The sequence below is a fragment of the Microbispora siamensis genome (assembly GCF_016863095.1).
In the GTDB taxonomy this organism is placed as follows: Bacteria; Actinomycetota; Actinomycetes; order Streptosporangiales; family Streptosporangiaceae; genus Microbispora; species Microbispora siamensis.
This window is the reverse complement of record NZ_BOOF01000009.1, coordinates 211,098-226,541: the sequence shown is the minus strand read 5'-3', so window position 1 is coordinate 226,541 and position 15,444 is coordinate 211,098. Positions and strand designations below refer to the sequence as shown.

Below are 15,444 nucleotides of genomic sequence, written 5' to 3'. Positions count from 1 at the left end.
CAACCGGAATCCGAGATTCAGCTTATTGTAGGGTGCACAACCGGAAGCGGAATTTCCGATTCATATTGGAGGCGCGATGAAACTCGGAGTGCTCGCCGGAGGGAACGGCCTGGGCCTGGACGAGCTGATCGGGCAGGTGCGCGAGGCGGCCGAGGCCGGCCTCGACAGCGCCTACTTCAACCAGGTTCTGTCATGGGACGCCGTCCAGCTCGCGGCGCTCGCCGCCCGCGAGGTGCCCGGGATCGCCGTCGGCACGGCGGTGACCCAGACCTACCCGAGACATCCGCTGGCGCTCGCCGGACAGGCGCTCACCACCCAGGCGGCCAGCGGCAACCGCTTCACGCTCGGCATCGGGCCGAGCCACGGGCCGCTCATCGAGACGCACTTCGGCCTGTCGTACGACCGGCCGGCCCGGCACGTCCGCGAATATCTGTCCGCGCTCGTGCCGCTGCTGCGGGGCGAGCAGGTCGACTACCGCGGGGAGACGCTGACCGCGGCGGGGCGGGTCGAGGTGCCGGGCGCCGAGCCGCCGCCGGTCCTGCTGGCCGCCCTCGGGCCGGTCATGCTGCGGATGGCCGGCGAACTCGCCGACGGCGCGGTGACCGTCTGGACCGGCCCGGAGACGATCGCCGACCACGTGACGCCGGCGGTCACCCGCGCCGCCGCGGCCGCCGGACGGCCGCGGCCACGCGTCGTCGCCGGTGTGATCGTGAGCGTGACCGCCGACCCCGAGGGCGTACGGCGGCAGGTCGCGGAGTCCCTCGGACCCGTCGGCGACCTGCCCAGCTACCGGGCGATCCTGGACCGCCAGGGCAGGTCGGGGGTGGAGGAGACGGTCGTGGCCGGGGACGAGTCGGCGGTCGAGCGCGCCGTGCGGGCCTATGCCGAGGCGGGCGCGACCGAACTCGTGGTGAGCCCCTTCGGTGACGCGCGCGAGCGGGCGCGGACCCTCGGCCTCCTGGCCGCGCTGCGCGGGCGGCGCGGCGGCGATCAGTAAGACTGGAGCTCCAGCAGGTTGCCGTCGGGGTCGCGCAGGTGGGCGGTGCGGCAGGTCGGTCCCCATTCGGGCCGGGCGCTCGGCGGCGCCACGACCCGGCCTCCGTGAGCGGCAGCCACGGCCGCGGCCCGGTCCACGTCGTCCACGGTCAGGACCAGCATCGTCCCGTCGCCTCCGCCGCCGAGGTCCACGCCGGTGACCTTCGCCAGCATCTCGCGGTCGAGCAGGGCCAGCACCGCCTCCGTGTCCCGGTCCCAGTTGGCGTACGGCCCCGTCTCCGCGCCCTTCACGAGGTGCGCGCCCGCCACCGCGGTGAGCAGGCCGTCGTAGAAGCGGAAGCACTCGGCGAACCGGGAGGCGAGCACGCGGGGATACAGAGCGTCCATGGAAATCCTTGGTAAGAACCAACTATTGGGTGTGCCCTATCCTGCTCCCGTGAGCGACGTGCCGCAACTCCCCCCGTCCCTGCTCGGGATCACCGCGTTCCTGCTGTCGAAGGTGGGCATCGCCGGGCGGCGCCGCATGGGCGACCGGCTGCGCGGGCACGGCATCGGCCTGTGGGACATGGCCGTGCTGGCCGCGCTGCGCGACTTCGGCCCGGCGTCCCAGCGCGAGCTCGGCGCCCGGCTGGGCATCGACCCCAGCGACCTCGTGGAGGTGATGGACACGCTCGTGCCGCTCGGCCTCGTGGAGCGCGAGCGCGACCCCGAGGACCGGCGGCGATACCGGGTCGCCGTCAGCCCCGCGGGCCGGGCCACGCTGGAGGCGGCCCTGCGCGAGGCCGGCGAGGTGCGCGACGACCTGCTGGCCGCGCTGGACGAGGACGAGCGGGCGACCCTGCACGCGCTGCTCCGCAAGGCGTACGCCGGGCTGGAGCCGCGGGCACGGGCCTGAGACGCCTCCGGCCGCCCACCATGGAGCTGCCGCGGGCGGCGGAGCGGTCTCAGCCGCCGGCGAGCCAGACGTAACCGGCGAAGCGCCCGGTGCGCTGCTCACGACGGTAGGAGTAGAGATCGGCCGTCTCGATCGTGCAGCGCTCGTCGTGCCGCACGTCGGCCACGCCGGCCCGGGTGAGCTGGGCCGCGATCCCGGCCCGGATGTCGAGCGCGGGCGTGCCCCGCCGGGTCCGCGACCAGGTCTCGGGCACGCGGGCGGCGACGCGCTCGCGCAGGTCTTCCGGCACCTCGTAGCACAGCCCGCAGGCCGACGGCCCGATCACGGCCACCATCCGCTCCGGCCGTGCGCCCCGCGCCGCCATCGCCTCGACGAGGGCGGGGACCACGCCCGCCTCCGTACCCGGCCGCCCCGAGTGGGCGCCGCCGACCAGCCCGGCCACAGGATCGGCCACCAGCACGGGCGAGCAGTCGGCGACCAGGACCGCCAGGCCGAGCCCGGGACGGTCGGTGAACACCCCGTCCAGCGCGGGCGGGTCGTCCCCGAAGGGCTCCTCCGCGTAGGCGACGTCGGTCCCGTGGACCTGGCGCATGAAGACCACCCGGTCGAGCCCGAACTCCGCGGCCGTCTTCGCCCGGTTCTCGGCGACCGCCGCCGGGTCGTCCCCTACCGCCCCACCGAGGTTGCGCGTGCCGTACGGCCCGGCGCTCACGCCGCCGTGCCGGTCGGTGAAGGCCATCCGTACCCGGTCGATCGCAATCACCCGATTAGCGTACGGCCTGGGAAAGGAGCGTGACATGCGCGCGGTGGTGTACGAGGAGTTCGGCGGGCGGGCCGAGGTGCGCGAGGTGGCGGACCCGGTGGCGCCGCCGGACGGCGTCGTGATCAGGGTCGAGGCGACCGGGATGTGCCGCAGCGACTGGCACGGGTGGATGGGCCACGACGCGGACATCACGGCGCTGCCCCACGTGCCGGGGCACGAGCTGGCGGGCGTGGTGGACTCGGCCGGCCCGGGGGTGAGCCGCTGGCGGCCGGGCGACCGGGTGATGGTGCCGTTCATCTGCGCCTGCGGGAGCTGCCGCGAGTGCGCGGCCGGCGACCAGCAGGTGTGCGAGCGCCAGACCCAGCCCGGCTTCACCCACTGGGGGTCGTTCGCCGAACTGGTGGCGATCGACCACGCCGACGTGAACCTCGTGCGGCTGCCGGACGGCATGGCGTTCGCGACGGCGGCGAGCCTCGGCTGCCGCTTCGCCACCGCCTTCCGCGCCGTCGTCGAGCAGGGGCGGGTCCGGGCGGGCCAGTGGCTCGCCGTGCACGGCTGCGGCGGGGTCGGGCTGTCGGCCGTGATGATCGGCGCCGCCGTGGGGGCCAGGGTCGTCGCGGTGGACGTGTCCCCCGCCGCGCTCGACCTGGCCCGGCGGTTCGGCGCGGCCGAGTGCGTCCTGCTCGGCGAGGGCGACTCTCCCGAGGAGTCGGCCGCGCGGGTCAGGGCGGCGACCGGGGGCGGCGGCACCGACGTCTCCATCGACGCGCTGGGCGACGCCTCCACCTGCGCCGCGTCGATCGGCGGCCTGCGCAGGCGGGGCCGCCACGTGCAGGTGGGCCTGCTTCCCGGGGAGACGGCCCTGCCGATGGGCCGGGTGATCGCGCACGAGCTGGAGATCGTGGGCAGCCACGGGATGGCCGCCCACGCCTATCCCCCGATGCTGGAGCTGATCGCGGCGGGCGTGCTCCGCCCCGGCCTGCTGGTCACCCGCACCATCGGCCTGGACGACGCGCCGGACGCGCTGACCCGGCCGGGCGCGCATCCGGGCGTCACCATGATCATCCCTGGCCGGTGAGCGACGCGTAGAGCTCGTGGGTGCGCTCGGCGATCCGCCGCCAGGAGAAGTGGTCGATCGCGCGCACGCGCCCGGCCTCGCCCATCGCGGCGGCGAGGCGCGGGTCGCCGAGCACCGCGTTCACCCGCTCGGCCAGCGCCGCGGCGAACGCCTCCGGGTCGTGCGGCTCGCCGTCCCGGCCCTGGTCGATCGGGACGAGCAGGCCCGTCTCGCCGTCGGCGACGACCTCGGGGATGCCTCCGGTCGCGGTCGCCACGACGGCGGTCTCGCACGCCATCGCCTCCAGGTTCACGATGCCCATCGGCTCGTAGACCGAGGGGCACACGAACACGGTGGCGTGCGTGAGGATCTGGATCACCTCGGGCCTGGGCAGCATCTCGGAGATCCACACCACGCCCTTGCGGGAGGCCGACAGCTCGCGCACGAGCGCCGTGACCTCCTCGGCGATCTCCGGCGTGTCGGGCGCGCCCGCGCACAGCACGAGCTGTGCCGCCGGGTCGAACGACCGGGCCGCGTGGAGCAGGTGCACCAGGCCCTTCTGCCGGGTGATCCGCCCCACGAAGACGACGTACGGCACGGCCGGGTCGATGCCGTGCTTGACCAGGGCCTCGGTCCCCCGGGAGGGTGCGTACTCCTCGGTGTCGATGCCGTTGTGGATCACCTGTACGCGCTCGGCGGGGACCTCCGGGTAGGCCGTGAGCACGTCGCGCCGCATGCCCTCCGACACCGCGACGATCGCGTCGGCCGCGTGGAGCGCGGTCCGCTCCGCCCACGACGAGAGCGTGTAGCCGCCGCCGAGCTGCTCGGCCTTCCACGGGCGCAGCGGCTCCAGGCTGTGCGTGGTCATCACGTGGGGCACGCCGTACAGCATCTTCGCGACGTGGCCGGCGAAGTTGGCGTACCAGGTGTGGCTGTGCACGACGTCCGCGCCCTCGCAGCCGGCCGCCATCTCGACGTCGACGCCGAGCACCTGCAGGGCGGCGTTCGCGCCGGACAGCCCCCCGGGGACCGGGTAGGCCCGCACGCCGGGCTCCTCGCGCGGGGCGCCGAAGCAGCGAACCCGCACGTCGGCCAGCCCGCGAAGCTCCCGCGCGAGGTACTCGACATGGACTCCGGCCCCGCCGTACACCTCGGGCGGATACTCACGGCTCAGCAGATCGACACGCATACGAGTGAGCTTAGAGTCCTGATCCGCGCTGTTTGCCGGTGTCCCTGGTGTTTGTTAGCCATTTCGCGGGTTAAGGTCCTGCCTATGAAGGTCCTGGCGATCGTGCTCGCGGGTGGAGAGGGCAAGCGGCTGATGCCGCTGACCGCGGACCGGGCGAAGCCCGCCGTGCCCTTCGGCGGCATCTACCGGCTCATCGACTTCGTACTGTCCAACCTGGCGAACGCGCACTACTGGCAGATCGTGGTGCTGACGCAGTACAAGAACCACAGCCTGGACCGGCACATCTCCCGGACGTGGCGGCTGTCGTCGATGCTCGGCAACTACGTGACCCCGGTGCCCGCGCAGCAGCGGCTCGGGCCGCGCTGGTTCGCCGGATCGGCCGACGCGCTGTTCCAGAACCTCAACCTGATCTACGACGAGATGCCCGATCACGTGATCGTCTTCGGCGCGGACCACATCTACCGGATGGATCCCCGCCAGATGGTCGACCAGCACATCGACTCGGGCGCGGACGTGACCGTCGCCGCGATCCGCCAGCCCCTCGAACTGGCCGACCAGTTCGGGGTCATCGAGGCGGACCCCTCGGGCCGCCGGATCGTGGCGTTCCGCGAGAAGCCGAAGGACGCGGTGGGCCTGCCCGACGCGCCCGACCAGATCTTCGCCTCGATGGGCAACTACGTCTTCAAGACCCAGGCCCTCATCGAGGCCCTGCGCGAGGACGCCCTCGACCCCAGCAGCAAGCACGACCTCGGCGGCAACATCATCCCGATGTTCGTCAAGAGCGGCGGCGCCGAGGTGTACGACTTCGCGAACAACGTGGTGCCCGGCTCCACCGAGCGCGACCGCGGCTACTGGCGCGACGTGGGGACGCTCGACGCCTACTACGAGGCCAACATGGACCTCATCTCCGTGCAGCCGGTCTTCAATCTCTACAACGACCGCTGGCCGATCTACACCGGCAACGATCCGCTGCCGCCGGCCAAGTTCGTGCACAACGAGGGCGACCGGGTGGGGCACGCGCTGGAGTCGCTCGTGTCGCCCGGGGTCATCGTGTCGGGTGGCACCGCGCTGCGCTCGATCCTGTCCCCCGGCGTGGTGCTGCACTCCCACTCGCACGTCGAGGACTCGGTGCTGATGGGCTCGGTCAAGATCGGCAGGGGCGCGATCGTCCGCAGGGCCATCATCGACAAGAACGTGGTCATCCCCGACGGCGCCCGGATCGGCTTCGACCCGGAGTACGACCGCCAGCGTTTCGCGGTGACCCGCAGCGGTGTGGTCGTGATCGGGAAGAACGAGATCGTCGACCGCTGAGCCCGCCCGTCCGTGCGCGGCGAGCGGGTCAGCGGCCGTTGATCCGCCACATGGGCTCGACCACGGTCCACTGGGCCTCCCACACCCGGCGGGCCCTGCGCTGGTTGACCAGGCGGGTGCCTGTCACCAGCAGCGCGAGCATCGCGGCGGCGGCCAGCGGGACGCCCGTGCCGACGGTCAGCGCGGCGACCACCGTGGTCTCCCGGTCCTGCGGCCGGGGCGTGATCACGCCTTTGTCGTCGGTCCAGATGCGCACCGTCTCGCCCGCATGTCTGCTGGGCGAGACCTCGATGACACCGGTCCTCGCCGTGCCGTCGGGGGCCATCCAGGTGGCCTGGGCATGCCCGACCGCCGCTCCGGCCACCGACAGCCGGGGCGTCGTCACGTCGCCCGCCAGTGTGGCGACGACCTGATGCCGGGTGCGCGCCTGCTGAGCCTCGGTCCTCAGGCCGTTGCCGTACTCGCGGATGCCGAGCATCACACCGAACACGATCGCGGCCATGACCCCCAGCACCGCGGCAAGCCGTACCACCGCTTCGACCCGGTCGCACCGGCGCCGAAGCGGATTCCTATCAAGTCCCAGCCAGCGAGCGAACCTGGCGAATGGATTCTGCGACATCTCACACCTCACAGGGTCATTACCACTGCGAGTCCCGTTTATGCCTATTTTGCATCCCAAGAGAATCCAGGGGAACGCCCCTCCCGATATGCCCGGACACCTTCGGCCATTTCGCCGCTCTCCCTGGCCTCCCGCTGCCAGGCGCGCACCTCGGCCTCCCCGGCCCGGCCGTCGATGATCTGCTTGGCCGCCGCCAGCGTCAGCCGGGACCTGCCGGCCATCGTGGCCGCCAGGCCGTACACGCGCTCGCGCAACTCCTCCGGCGGGCAGACCTCGTCGACGAGACCGGTACGCAATGCGTGATCTGCGCTGATGAGCTCGGCGGAGAAGAGCAGGAGCTTCGCGGTGGCGGGCCCGGCGATCTCCGCCAGCCGCCGTGTGGAGCTGAGCGGGTAGACGATCCCGAGCTTGGCCGGGGTGACGCCGAAGCGGGCCCCGGCCGCCGCGACGCGCAGATCGCAGGCGAGCGCGAGCTGGCATCCGCCGCCGACGCAGTATCCCTCGATCATCGCGATCACGGGTTTGGGAAAGGTCACGAGTGCGTGCTCCGCGACAACGGTAAGACCGGTGTCATCGTCGTTATCGCCAAGCTCATGAATTTCCGAAATATCAGCACCGGAGCAGAAAGTTCCCCCGGCTCCGGTAAAGACGAGGACACGTACCTTCGGATCGGCGGCGAGGTCCGCGAGGATGCCCGGCAGCGCCCGCCACATGGCGGCGGTCACGGCGTTGCGCGTGGCGGGGCGGTTGAGGGTGAGGGTGGCGACGTGCTCGTCGAGGGCCAGCTCGAACCCGTCGGTAACTTCCATCAGAACCTCTGCAGGGGACCGTGGCCTTCAGGCGACGGGGGAAGGCCGCCCCTGGCTGGTTTTCTGTCTGGGCTCATCGCGGATGCCTTTCACCAGTGCGATTAGACGGACGGTGCTGTAATGATCGTGTGACTCCTCAGGTGCGCACCTCCCCGGTGCGGCGTATGACCTCGGGTACCACGTGGTGTGATGTCCGAAGTACCGCCGTCCCGTTCTGAGTGGCCGGATGAAGGCCCGCCTTGAGGAGCTCATCCGCGGCCTGCTTCGGCTGACCGCTGATTCCGCGCTTCCTCCCTCCCGGTTTTGTCGGCGCCTTCCAGTAGCGTGGTGATCTGATTACTGAACGTAGGAATGAACGGGGGTGGGCGTGCGCCGGTCGGTCAAGTTCCTGCTGCGCCCCACCATCAAGCAGGCCGCCTCGCTCGCCGCCTGCCTTGAGGATCACCGGCAGCTCTACAACGCCGCCCTTGAGCACCGGCGCACGGGCTACCGCAAGGCGGGTGTAACCGTTCGCTACGGTGACCAGTCCGCAGACTTGAAGGACATCCGCGCCGATGACCCCGCCGGTCAGGGCCGGTGGTCGTTCTCCTCCCAGCAGGCCACGCTCCGCCGGTTGGACAAGGCGTTCCGTGCGTTCTTCGCCCGCGTCCGTGAGGGGCGCACACCCGGGTTCCCCAGATTCAAGGGGCGCGGCTGGTTCGACACGGTGGAGTGGCCCAAGGACGGGGACGGCTGCCGGTGGGACTCCCAACCCGAGCACCCCACGGCGACGTTCGTCCGCCTTCAGGGCATCGGGCACGTTCGGGTGCATCAGCACCGCCCGGTGCGGGGCCGGGTGAAGACGATCAGTATCAAGCGGGAAGGCACCCGTTGGTATGTGATCCTGTCGTGCGACGACGTCCCCGCCGAGACCTTGCCCGCGACGGGCGCGGCCGTGGGCCTGGACATGGGCGTGGCATCGCTGGTCACCACCAGCGACGGTGACCCCCTGGCCAACCCGCGCCACCTGGCCTCCTCCGCCGGCCGTCTGGCGGCGGCCCAGCAGGCTCTGGCCCGCAAGAAGCGGGGGTCCAAGCGGCGCGGTAAGGCGGTGGCGCGGGTGGCGGCGCTGCACGCGAAGGTCCGTCGCCAACGCCTGGACGGCGCGCACAAGGCCGCGCTGACCCTGGTCCGCGGCTATGACGTGATCGTGCACGAGGACCTGCGGATCGCGAACATGACCCGGTCCGCGTCCGGCACGATCGAACGACCCGGGCGGAACGTCGCGGCCAAGTCGGGGCTGAACCGGAGCATCCTGGACGCGGGTTGGGGGGTGTTCCTGCATGTGCTCGCATACAAGGCTGAAAGTGCCGGTCGAGAGCTGATCGCAGTTGATCCCCGCAACACCTCCCGCACCTGCTCGCGGTGCGGGCATGTGGCAAGGGAGAACCGCGTCACCCAAGCCGAGTTCGCCTGTACGGCGTGCGGGCACACCGCGCACGCCGACGTGAACGCGGCGATCAACATCCTCAGGGCAGGGCTTGCCCTTCGCGACGCTGCGGAAGCGGCCTAGCGAGAAGCCGCTCCCTTCAGGGAGCGGAGGAGTCACCCCTCGATTGTCCAGGCTTCCCCCCGGTTGCTCCGGCAGGGGTCCCGGCCGCGATGGCATAATCGCCGCGCAACGGGACGATCCCGTACGCATGACCCCCCAAGGAGTCTCTGGGTGTTCGGGATCCTCCGGCCGTGTGCCCGCCACTCCTGCCCGTCCGTCCACGAGGCCTGGCGCGCGCACCTGTGCGGGCTCTGCCTGACGTTGCGGGACCGGCACGGGCACCTGGCCCGCATGGCGACCAACTACGACGGCCTCATCCTGTCCGTCCTGACCGAGGCCCAGTCGGGAGCCCGTTCAGGAGCGGGGGCCGCCGGGCCGAACCGGCGGACCGCCGGGCCCTGCGCGCTGCGCGGCTTCCGGTCGGCGGAGGTGGTTCGGTCGGACGATCGGGGCGCCCGCCTGGCCGCCGTGGTCTCGCTGGCCCTCGCCTCGGGCAAGATCCGCGACCACGCGTCCGACGGCGACGGGATCGCGGCCCGGCGCGTGGCCGGCGTCCCGATGCGCGCCACGGCCGCCGCCTGGGCCTCGGCCGCCCGGCGCGGCGCGGAGTCGATCGGCTTCGACACGGCCGTCCTGACCGAGGTCTCCGCCCGCCAGGCGCTGCTGGAGACATCCCCGGGGCGTGGGCTGCTCGAGATCACCGAGCCCACCGAGACCGCCGTGGCCGCAGCCTTCGCGCACACCGCCGTGCTCGCGGGCCGGCCGGGCAACGCCGAGAGCCTGCGCGAGGCCGGCCGCTTCTTCGGCCGGATCGCGCACCTGATCGACGCGGTCGAGGACCTCGCCGAGGACCGGGCCCGCGGGGCGTACAACCCGCTGGACGCGACCGGCACCTCCCCCGCCGAGGCCCGGCGGGTGTGCGAGGAGGCGCTGCACGGGCTGCGCCTGGCCGTACGCGATCTCGACCTGGAGGAGCGGCACCTGGTCGAGACGCTGCTGTGCGGCGAGACCCGCCGCGCCGTCGACCGGGCGTTCGGGCCGCGCGCCCACGGCGCCGCCTGTGCGACGCACCGTCTGCAAGCCGACCGTGTGCAAGGCGACCGTGGGCGAGCCGAGGGGACCTCGCCGGCGCCACCCGAGGGCCCGCCGGGACCCCTCGGGGAGCCGCCGGCCGGGCCTCCGGGGCTCGGGCTGGCCGCGGCGGCCGGGGTGGCGGTCTTCCTGACCTGCGGGCTCTACCGCCCGCCGTGGAGCGAGCACCGGAACTCGCCGTGGACCGAGCGCTGCTTCTGCGACGACTGTGACTGCTCGGGCTGCTGCGACTGTTGCGACTGCTGCTCGTCGTGCTCCGACTGCTGCTCCGGCGACGGCTGCTCCTGCGGGGACGGCTGCTGCTGCGACTGCGGCTCCTGACGCCTGGCACCTGGCACCCGGCGCTCACGGAAGCGCGGTCCGGCCGTCCGGTGCCGGGAGCCGGTCGTAGGGGACGGCGTGGCTCGTGCGACCGCGGAAGCCGGTGGTGGTCGTCGCGGTGAACAGGGAGTTGAGCAGCGCCTCCTCGACCGAGTCCATGACCGCGGCGAAGACGGGGTTCAGCGCCTCGTCGGGCAGGAGCGGGACCCCCGGCGGCGCCGTGGTGAAGGCGATCGCGTAGTCGCCGCTGCCGTGGGAGTACGACGCACCCACACGGCCCATCGCGAAGATCGCGCGGCGGGCGAGGCGGCCGAGTTGACGTGCGTCGACCGGCGCGTCGGTGGCCACCACGATCATGCAGGAGCCGGCGGGCTGCTCGTGACGACCGGCTCCCGGGATGAGTTCGCCGACAGGCATCGGGACACCGCGGACGGTCAGCACGCCGCCGAAGTTGGCCTGGACGAGCGCTCCGACCGTGACCGGAGCACCGTCCACCGCCTGCCGCCGGGAGGAGGTGCCGATGCCGGCCTTGTATCCCAGGGCCGTCGTCCCGGTCCCCGCCCCCACGCATCCCTCGGCGGGCAGCCCCCCGGACGCTCCCTCCAGCGCGTCGAGGACGTGCCGTTCGGTGACGGGGCGGCGCCGGATGTCGGAGAGGAAGCCGTCGTTGGTCTCGCCCACCAGGGGATTGAAGGAGATCCCGTCCGGGCGGCGGTCCATCAGGTAGGTGAGCAGCGCGTCGGCCGCCCGGAACACCGACAACGTGGCGGTCAGGACGACGGGCGACTCCAGCACGCCGAGTTCGTCGACCTGGGTCGAGCCGACCAGCTTGCCGTACCCGTTGCCGGCGTGGACGGCCGCGGGCAGCCCCCGCCGCCCGGCGATCAGCTGACGGGGAACGACGGCGGTGACCCCGGTGTGGAGATCGGCGCCGTCGTCGATCGTGGTGTGACCCACCAGGACCCCGTCGACATCGGTGATCGCGTTCAGCGGCCCGGTCGGCAACGCGCCGACGACGACGCCCAGCGAGCGCGCCCGTACGCGCCCGTTCAGATGGTTGTCCATGGCGTTCATCTTGTCGGTGTCACGCTCTCCGGCGGTGCGCGGGCCCTGGGAAGATCGGCGATATCGTCGGCCCATGCGAAGATCGCGGCCCCCTTTCCGCAGGCTCACCCCCGCCGAGCGACGGCTCTGGGACGCCTACCCCACCGGCGCCTGGGTCGACCTGCGACATGGCCGGGAGACGGGCTCCTCCTCCGGCGGCGGGTGGGGCTCAAGCGGGGACTCGATCGGCGTGTGGGGCCGCTCGCGGGTGGTCCGGGCGGAGGTGATCTCCGCGCTGGTGCTCGACCGGGGCACCGGCGGATCGGCCCGGGTGCCGGGCGTCCGGCTCGCCGGAGCCCGGATCGTCGGCGACCTCAACCTGTCCGACGCCACGATCGAGGCGAAGGTCCACCTGCTCGACTGCCACATCGCCGGAACGGTCTCGCTCAACGACGCCAGGACCAGGGGCGTACGGCTGCGGCGCTGCGACATCTTCCGCTTCCGGGCCAGCCGGGCCACGGTCGACGGACTCCTCGACCTCGACGGATCGGTCGTCCACGCGGAGGTGCGCCTGGACAACGCCCACGTGACCGGGCAGCTCCGGCTCTCCGGCACGCGGGTGGGCACCCCCGGCGAGGCGCAGAACCGGGGCATGCCGCCCGGGGCGTCGTCCCTGGAGCCGCCCATGGAGCAGACCCCGTGGAACGGACCCGAGGGATCGGAGGAGCCGCGGACCTGGGAGTCGGTCGCGCTGTGGGCCGGCGGGCTCGTCGTGGACGGCAGCGCCTTCTTACGCGACATGCGGACCACTGGCGGCCTGCGGCTGATCGGCGCCCGCTTCTCCAGCGGGCTCTACCTCCAGGGCGCCGTCGTCACGGCGGACGGCACCCCCGCCGTGCACGCCGACCACCTTCAGGCCGCCACGGCCGAACTCGGCGCGGGTTTCACCGCCGACGGGACCGTACGGCTGCGCGGCGCGCGCATCGACGGGGTCCTGTCGTTCCACGGCGCGGTACTGCGGGCGCCGGGCCGGGTGCTGCATCTGAGCCACATGCAGGCGGACGAGCTCATCCTGCTGCCCGAGTCGATCGAGGGCGAGGTCAACCTCGGCTACTCCCGCTTCGGCGTGCTGTTCGACCGTCCGGAGAGCTATCCGGGCGAGGTGCGGCTCAACGGGCTGACGTACGAGTCGCTGCGCGGGCCCGCGACCCTGGCCGACCGCCTCTCCTGGCTGCGGCGCGACCCCGGGGGCTACCGGCCCCAGCCGTACGAGCAGCTGGCCGCCTACTGCCGGCGCATCGGGCACGAGCCGGACGCGCGCCGGGTGCTGCTGGCCAGGCAGCGGGCGCGGCGGCGGACGCTGCGGCTGCCCGGGCGGCTGTGGGGCCGGCTGCTCGACGGGCTCGTCGGGTACGGCTACCGGCCCTGGCTCGCCGGCCTGTGGGCCGCGCTGCTCCTCGCGACGGGCACGGCGGTCTTCACCCAGTGGCCGCCGCACCAGATCGGGCTGGACGAGTCGCGCCACTTCAACGCCTTCGTCTACACCCTCGACCTGCTCGTGCCGGTGAGCGTGTTCGAGCAGCGGGGCGCCTGGGAGCCGGCCGGATGGACCCAGTGGCTGGCGAACGGCCTGGTCGCCGCGGGCTGGATCCTCGCCACCGCGCTCATCGCGGGCGCGAGCAGGCTCCTGCGGCCGTCCAACGCCCCCTGACGCCCGTCGCTCAGCGTGCGGAAGCCTCGACGCGCAGACGTGGGAGGCTCTCGGGGTACTTCTCGCGGATGAACCCGACCAGGTGCTCGCGGATGTCGCAGCGCAGGTCGAAGGCGCTCGCCGAGTCGGCCGCGCTCATCAGGGCGCGCAGCTCGACCAGCCCCTCCGGGGTGATGTCGGTGACCTGCAGCGTCCAGTCTTTCTGATCCCACAGCGGGTTCTCGCGCAGCGCCCGGTAGAGCTCGGTGCGCACCTCGTCGACCGGGATCGTCCAGTCCACCCGGAGGTACACGCTGCCGAGGATGCGGCTCTCGTGACGCGTCCAGTTCTCGAACGGGTTGGTGGTGAAGTAGGACACCGGCAGGATGAGCCGCCGCTCGTCCCACAGGCGCAGCGCCACGTACGTGAGGGTCAGCTCCTCGATGCGGCCCCACTCGTTCTCCACCACGACCACGTCGTCGAGCCGCAGCGCGTCGCTGAAGGCGAGCTGCAGCCCGGCCAGCATGTTGCCGAGCGTGGACTGGGCCGCGATGCCGCCCACCACGCCGGCGATGCCCGCGGAGGCGAGCAGCCCCGCGCCCAGCGCCCGCACCTGCGGGAAGGTGAACAGCATCGCCCCCAGCGCGAGCACCACGACGACCGCCGCCGACACCCGGCGCACCAGTGCGATCTGGGTGCGGATGCGCCGGGCCCTGCGGTTGCGCTCGCCCTCGACCCGGGTGAGCCGGTCGAGGACGACGTCGGTCACCGCGTACGCCGCCTGGATCATCAGCCAGGTCACGCAGGCGATCAGCAGCAGCGCGAGCACCCGCTGGAAGCCGTGGGAGTCCGACCCGGGCATGTCGGGGTCGTAGGCCGCCTTGACGGTGCCCACCACGGCCGAGGCGAAGCCCGGCCAGGTGCACCGGCGCACGAACGGCCCGGCGAGCGCCCACCGCTCCCCTATCAGGCGCGATTTCAGCACCCGCCGGACCAGCTCCACCGCGACGATCGCGGCGGCCACGGCGATCGCCAAGGTCACCCAGTTCCACGCTGCCGTTGTGACGGCGCCCCCTGTCGTCGTCATGGCGTTCCCTTTGCCCTTTACGGGTACGCCGAAAACCGGATGAGTTCAACGGAGTCCGAGATCGGTGAGGAGCAGGGCCGTACGACGCGCCTCGCCGGCGAGCCATTGGCGGAAGTCGTCGCCGTCGAGCCACATCGGCGTCCAGTCGTTGCGGTCGCACAGGCTCCGCCACCCCGGAGTGTCGGCGACGGCCCGGCACAGGTCGAGCAGGGCGTCAAGCTCGGGCGTGCCGTGCGGGGCGATCAGCCCCGTCCAGTCGGCGTACACGATCCGCACGCCCGACTCCGACAACGTCGGCGCGTCCACCCCGGGCAGCCGCTCGGCGGAGGAGACGGCGAGCGGCCGCAGGCGCCCGGCGCGCACGTGGGGGGCGACCTCGCGCCTGCTGCCGAATCCGAGCGCGAGCCGCCCGTCGAGGACCGCCGCGACGGCCTGCGCCCTGCTGTCGAACGCGACGTAGTCGAGCAGCCGGGGGTCGGCTCCCAGGCCCTGCGCGGTCATGCCGAGCAGCAGGTGCTCCGGGCCGCGGTCGGCGCCCCCCGCGACCCTGGGCCCCCGGGGGTCGCGCAGCAGCGCGGCGGCGAACTGCTCGAACGTGCGATAACCCGAGTCGGGCGAGGCGACCAGCACCTCCCACTCCCCCGCCAGCCGCGCGAGCGGGACCGCCCTGGTCACCAGGAGCGGGTCGCGGCCCCGCGCGCAGGCGGCGAGCAGCGCGGGATCGGCGATCACCAGGTCGGTCCGCGGCCCGCCCGGCCGGGCGAGAGCCGTCCCGCCGTCGCCGGCCTCCCGCCTGATCCGTACGGCGCGGGCCCAGCCGCGCCCCTCGACGAGCGCCTTGATCCCGGCGGCGACGCCGTCCCCGCATCCTCCGGGCGGGCCCGGGACGGCCAGGGAGAGCTCCCTGCGGCGCGGCGGCTCCTGGACGCCGCACGCGCCCGCGAGGGCCAGGACTCCCAGTGCGAGGACCGTACGGCGTCGCATGTCGGCACCCTCCTACCCGAAGAGTCCCTTACACGCACAGACTATGAGTAACTACA

At 72.7% G+C, this 15,444-nt stretch carries 15 protein-coding genes and 1 pseudogene; 8 read left to right on the top strand and 8 right to left on the bottom strand.

Annotated features, from left to right (window positions below; genetic code table 11):
• Positions 1–76 precede the first annotated feature (76 nt).
• The gene (locus tag Msi02_RS10945) at positions 77–997 is read left to right on the top strand and encodes a TIGR03564 family F420-dependent LLM class oxidoreductase (RefSeq protein WP_204048227.1); all 921 of its coding nucleotides are present in this window, start codon (positions 77–79) and stop codon (positions 995–997) included.
• On the opposite strand, the gene Msi02_RS10940 is transcribed toward Msi02_RS10945, so the two are convergent.
• Positions 991–1,383, bottom strand: a complete 393-nt coding sequence (locus Msi02_RS10940; RefSeq protein WP_079319179.1) for a VOC family protein — start codon at positions 1,381–1,383, stop codon at positions 991–993. The genes Msi02_RS10945 and Msi02_RS10940 overlap by 7 nt on opposite strands.
• Positions 1,384–1,432: 49 nt before the next feature.
• On the opposite strand from Msi02_RS10940, the gene Msi02_RS10935 reads away from it, so the two are divergent.
• Positions 1,433–1,891 (top strand): MarR family winged helix-turn-helix transcriptional regulator, encoded by a 459-nt coding sequence (locus tag Msi02_RS10935; protein WP_204048226.1) that lies wholly within the window; start codon positions 1,433–1,435, stop codon positions 1,889–1,891.
• Between the two features lie 49 nt (positions 1,892–1,940).
• On the opposite strand, the gene pgeF is transcribed toward Msi02_RS10935, so the two are convergent.
• The gene (pgeF, locus tag Msi02_RS10930; RefSeq protein ID WP_204048283.1) at positions 1,941–2,630 is read right to left on the bottom strand and encodes a peptidoglycan editing factor PgeF; all 690 of its coding nucleotides are present in this window, start codon (positions 2,628–2,630) and stop codon (positions 1,941–1,943) included.
• 58 nt (positions 2,631–2,688) lie between these two features.
• On the opposite strand from pgeF, the gene Msi02_RS10925 reads away from it, so the two are divergent.
• Positions 2,689–3,732: a zinc-dependent alcohol dehydrogenase family protein gene (locus Msi02_RS10925; protein ID WP_204048225.1), complete on the top strand. Its 1,044-nt coding sequence runs from the start codon at positions 2,689–2,691 to the stop codon at positions 3,730–3,732.
• Here the strand turns inward: Msi02_RS10925 and glgA are convergent.
• Positions 3,716–4,900 (bottom strand): glycogen synthase, encoded by a 1,185-nt coding sequence (gene glgA, locus Msi02_RS10920; RefSeq protein ID WP_204048224.1) that lies wholly within the window; start codon positions 4,898–4,900, stop codon positions 3,716–3,718. The genes Msi02_RS10925 and glgA overlap by 17 nt on opposite strands.
• Here glgA and glgC point away from each other — a divergent pair.
• On the top strand, positions 4,838–6,211 hold the full coding sequence (glgC, locus tag Msi02_RS10915; RefSeq protein WP_275414116.1) for a glucose-1-phosphate adenylyltransferase: 1,374 nt from the start codon (positions 4,838–4,840) through the stop codon (positions 6,209–6,211). The two genes, glgA and glgC, sit on opposite strands and share 63 nt — an antisense overlap.
• A gap of 28 nt (positions 6,212–6,239) precedes the next feature.
• Here the strand turns inward: glgC and Msi02_RS10910 are convergent, their stop codons facing one another.
• Positions 6,240–6,830, bottom strand: coding sequence for an Rv1733c family protein (locus Msi02_RS10910; RefSeq protein WP_444543488.1), 591 nt, complete (start codon positions 6,828–6,830; stop codon positions 6,240–6,242).
• A gap of 44 nt (positions 6,831–6,874) precedes the next feature.
• On the bottom strand, positions 6,875–7,639 hold the full coding sequence (locus Msi02_RS10905; protein ID WP_204048222.1) for an enoyl-CoA hydratase/isomerase family protein: 765 nt from the start codon (positions 7,637–7,639) through the stop codon (positions 6,875–6,877).
• Between the two features lie 181 nt (positions 7,640–7,820).
• Between Msi02_RS10905 and Msi02_RS44780 the strand changes: the two are divergent.
• From Msi02_RS44780 to Msi02_RS10895, 3 genes and pseudogenes are all read left to right on the top strand, one after another.
• A pseudogene (locus tag Msi02_RS44780) lies at positions 7,821–7,895 on the top strand (IS200/IS605 family transposase); the annotation flags it as partial.
• A gap of 105 nt (positions 7,896–8,000) precedes the next feature.
• Positions 8,001–9,191, top strand: coding sequence for an RNA-guided endonuclease InsQ/TnpB family protein (locus Msi02_RS10900; RefSeq protein WP_204048221.1), 1,191 nt, complete (start codon positions 8,001–8,003; stop codon positions 9,189–9,191).
• 150 nt (positions 9,192–9,341) lie between these two features.
• Positions 9,342–10,583: a DUF5685 family protein gene (locus Msi02_RS10895; RefSeq protein WP_204048220.1), complete on the top strand. Its 1,242-nt coding sequence runs from the start codon at positions 9,342–9,344 to the stop codon at positions 10,581–10,583.
• 24 nt (positions 10,584–10,607) lie between these two features.
• On the opposite strand, the gene Msi02_RS10890 is transcribed toward Msi02_RS10895, so the two are convergent.
• Positions 10,608–11,648 (bottom strand): P1 family peptidase, encoded by a 1,041-nt coding sequence (locus tag Msi02_RS10890; protein WP_204048219.1) that lies wholly within the window; start codon positions 11,646–11,648, stop codon positions 10,608–10,610.
• A 73-nt stretch (positions 11,649–11,721) separates the two neighbouring features.
• Between Msi02_RS10890 and Msi02_RS10885 the strand changes: the two genes are divergently transcribed.
• The gene (locus tag Msi02_RS10885; protein ID WP_204048218.1) at positions 11,722–13,338 is read left to right on the top strand and encodes a hypothetical protein; all 1,617 of its coding nucleotides are present in this window, start codon (positions 11,722–11,724) and stop codon (positions 13,336–13,338) included.
• Positions 13,339–13,348: 10 nt separating this feature from the next.
• On the opposite strand, the gene Msi02_RS10880 is transcribed toward Msi02_RS10885, so the two are convergent.
• Entirely contained in the window at positions 13,349–14,404 is a 1,056-nt protein-coding gene (locus Msi02_RS10880) for a mechanosensitive ion channel family protein (RefSeq protein WP_204048217.1), read from the bottom strand.
• A 45-nt stretch (positions 14,405–14,449) separates the two neighbouring features.
• Positions 14,450–15,388: a tripartite tricarboxylate transporter substrate-binding protein gene (locus tag Msi02_RS10875; protein WP_204048216.1), complete on the bottom strand. Its 939-nt coding sequence runs from the start codon at positions 15,386–15,388 to the stop codon at positions 14,450–14,452.
• Positions 15,389–15,444: the final 56 nt, after the last annotated feature.

What these genes read in the sequence shown, in the direction of transcription:
- glgC (WP_275414116.1), top strand. Translation starts at nt 4,838, where the DNA reads ATGGACTCCGGCCCCGCCGTACACCTCGGGCGGATACTCACGGCTCAG.
- Msi02_RS10940 (WP_079319179.1), bottom strand. Translation starts at nt 1,383, where the DNA reads ATGGACGCTCTGTATCCCCGCGTGCTCGCCTCCCGGTTCGCCGAGTGC.
- Msi02_RS10880 (WP_204048217.1), bottom strand. Translation starts at nt 14,404, where the DNA reads ATGACGACGACAGGGGGCGCCGTCACAACGGCAGCGTGGAACTGGGTG.
- pgeF (WP_204048283.1), bottom strand. Translation starts at nt 2,630, where the DNA reads ATGGCCTTCACCGACCGGCACGGCGGCGTGAGCGCCGGGCCGTACGGC.
- Msi02_RS10910 (WP_444543488.1), bottom strand. Translation starts at nt 6,830, where the DNA reads ATGTCGCAGAATCCATTCGCCAGGTTCGCTCGCTGGCTGGGACTTGAT.
- Msi02_RS10905 (WP_204048222.1), bottom strand. Translation starts at nt 7,639, where the DNA reads ATGGAAGTTACCGACGGGTTCGAGCTGGCCCTCGACGAGCACGTCGCC.
- Msi02_RS10890 (WP_204048219.1), bottom strand. Translation starts at nt 11,648, where the DNA reads ATGGACAACCATCTGAACGGGCGCGTACGGGCGCGCTCGCTGGGCGTC.
- Msi02_RS10945 (WP_204048227.1), top strand. Translation starts at nt 77, where the DNA reads ATGAAACTCGGAGTGCTCGCCGGAGGGAACGGCCTGGGCCTGGACGAG.
- glgA (WP_204048224.1), bottom strand. Translation starts at nt 4,900, where the DNA reads ATGCGTGTCGATCTGCTGAGCCGTGAGTATCCGCCCGAGGTGTACGGC.
- Msi02_RS10925 (WP_204048225.1), top strand. Translation starts at nt 2,689, where the DNA reads ATGCGCGCGGTGGTGTACGAGGAGTTCGGCGGGCGGGCCGAGGTGCGC.
- Msi02_RS10875 (WP_204048216.1), bottom strand. Translation starts at nt 15,388, where the DNA reads ATGCGACGCCGTACGGTCCTCGCACTGGGAGTCCTGGCCCTCGCGGGC.
- Msi02_RS10885 (WP_204048218.1), top strand. Translation starts at nt 11,722, where the DNA reads ATGCGAAGATCGCGGCCCCCTTTCCGCAGGCTCACCCCCGCCGAGCGA.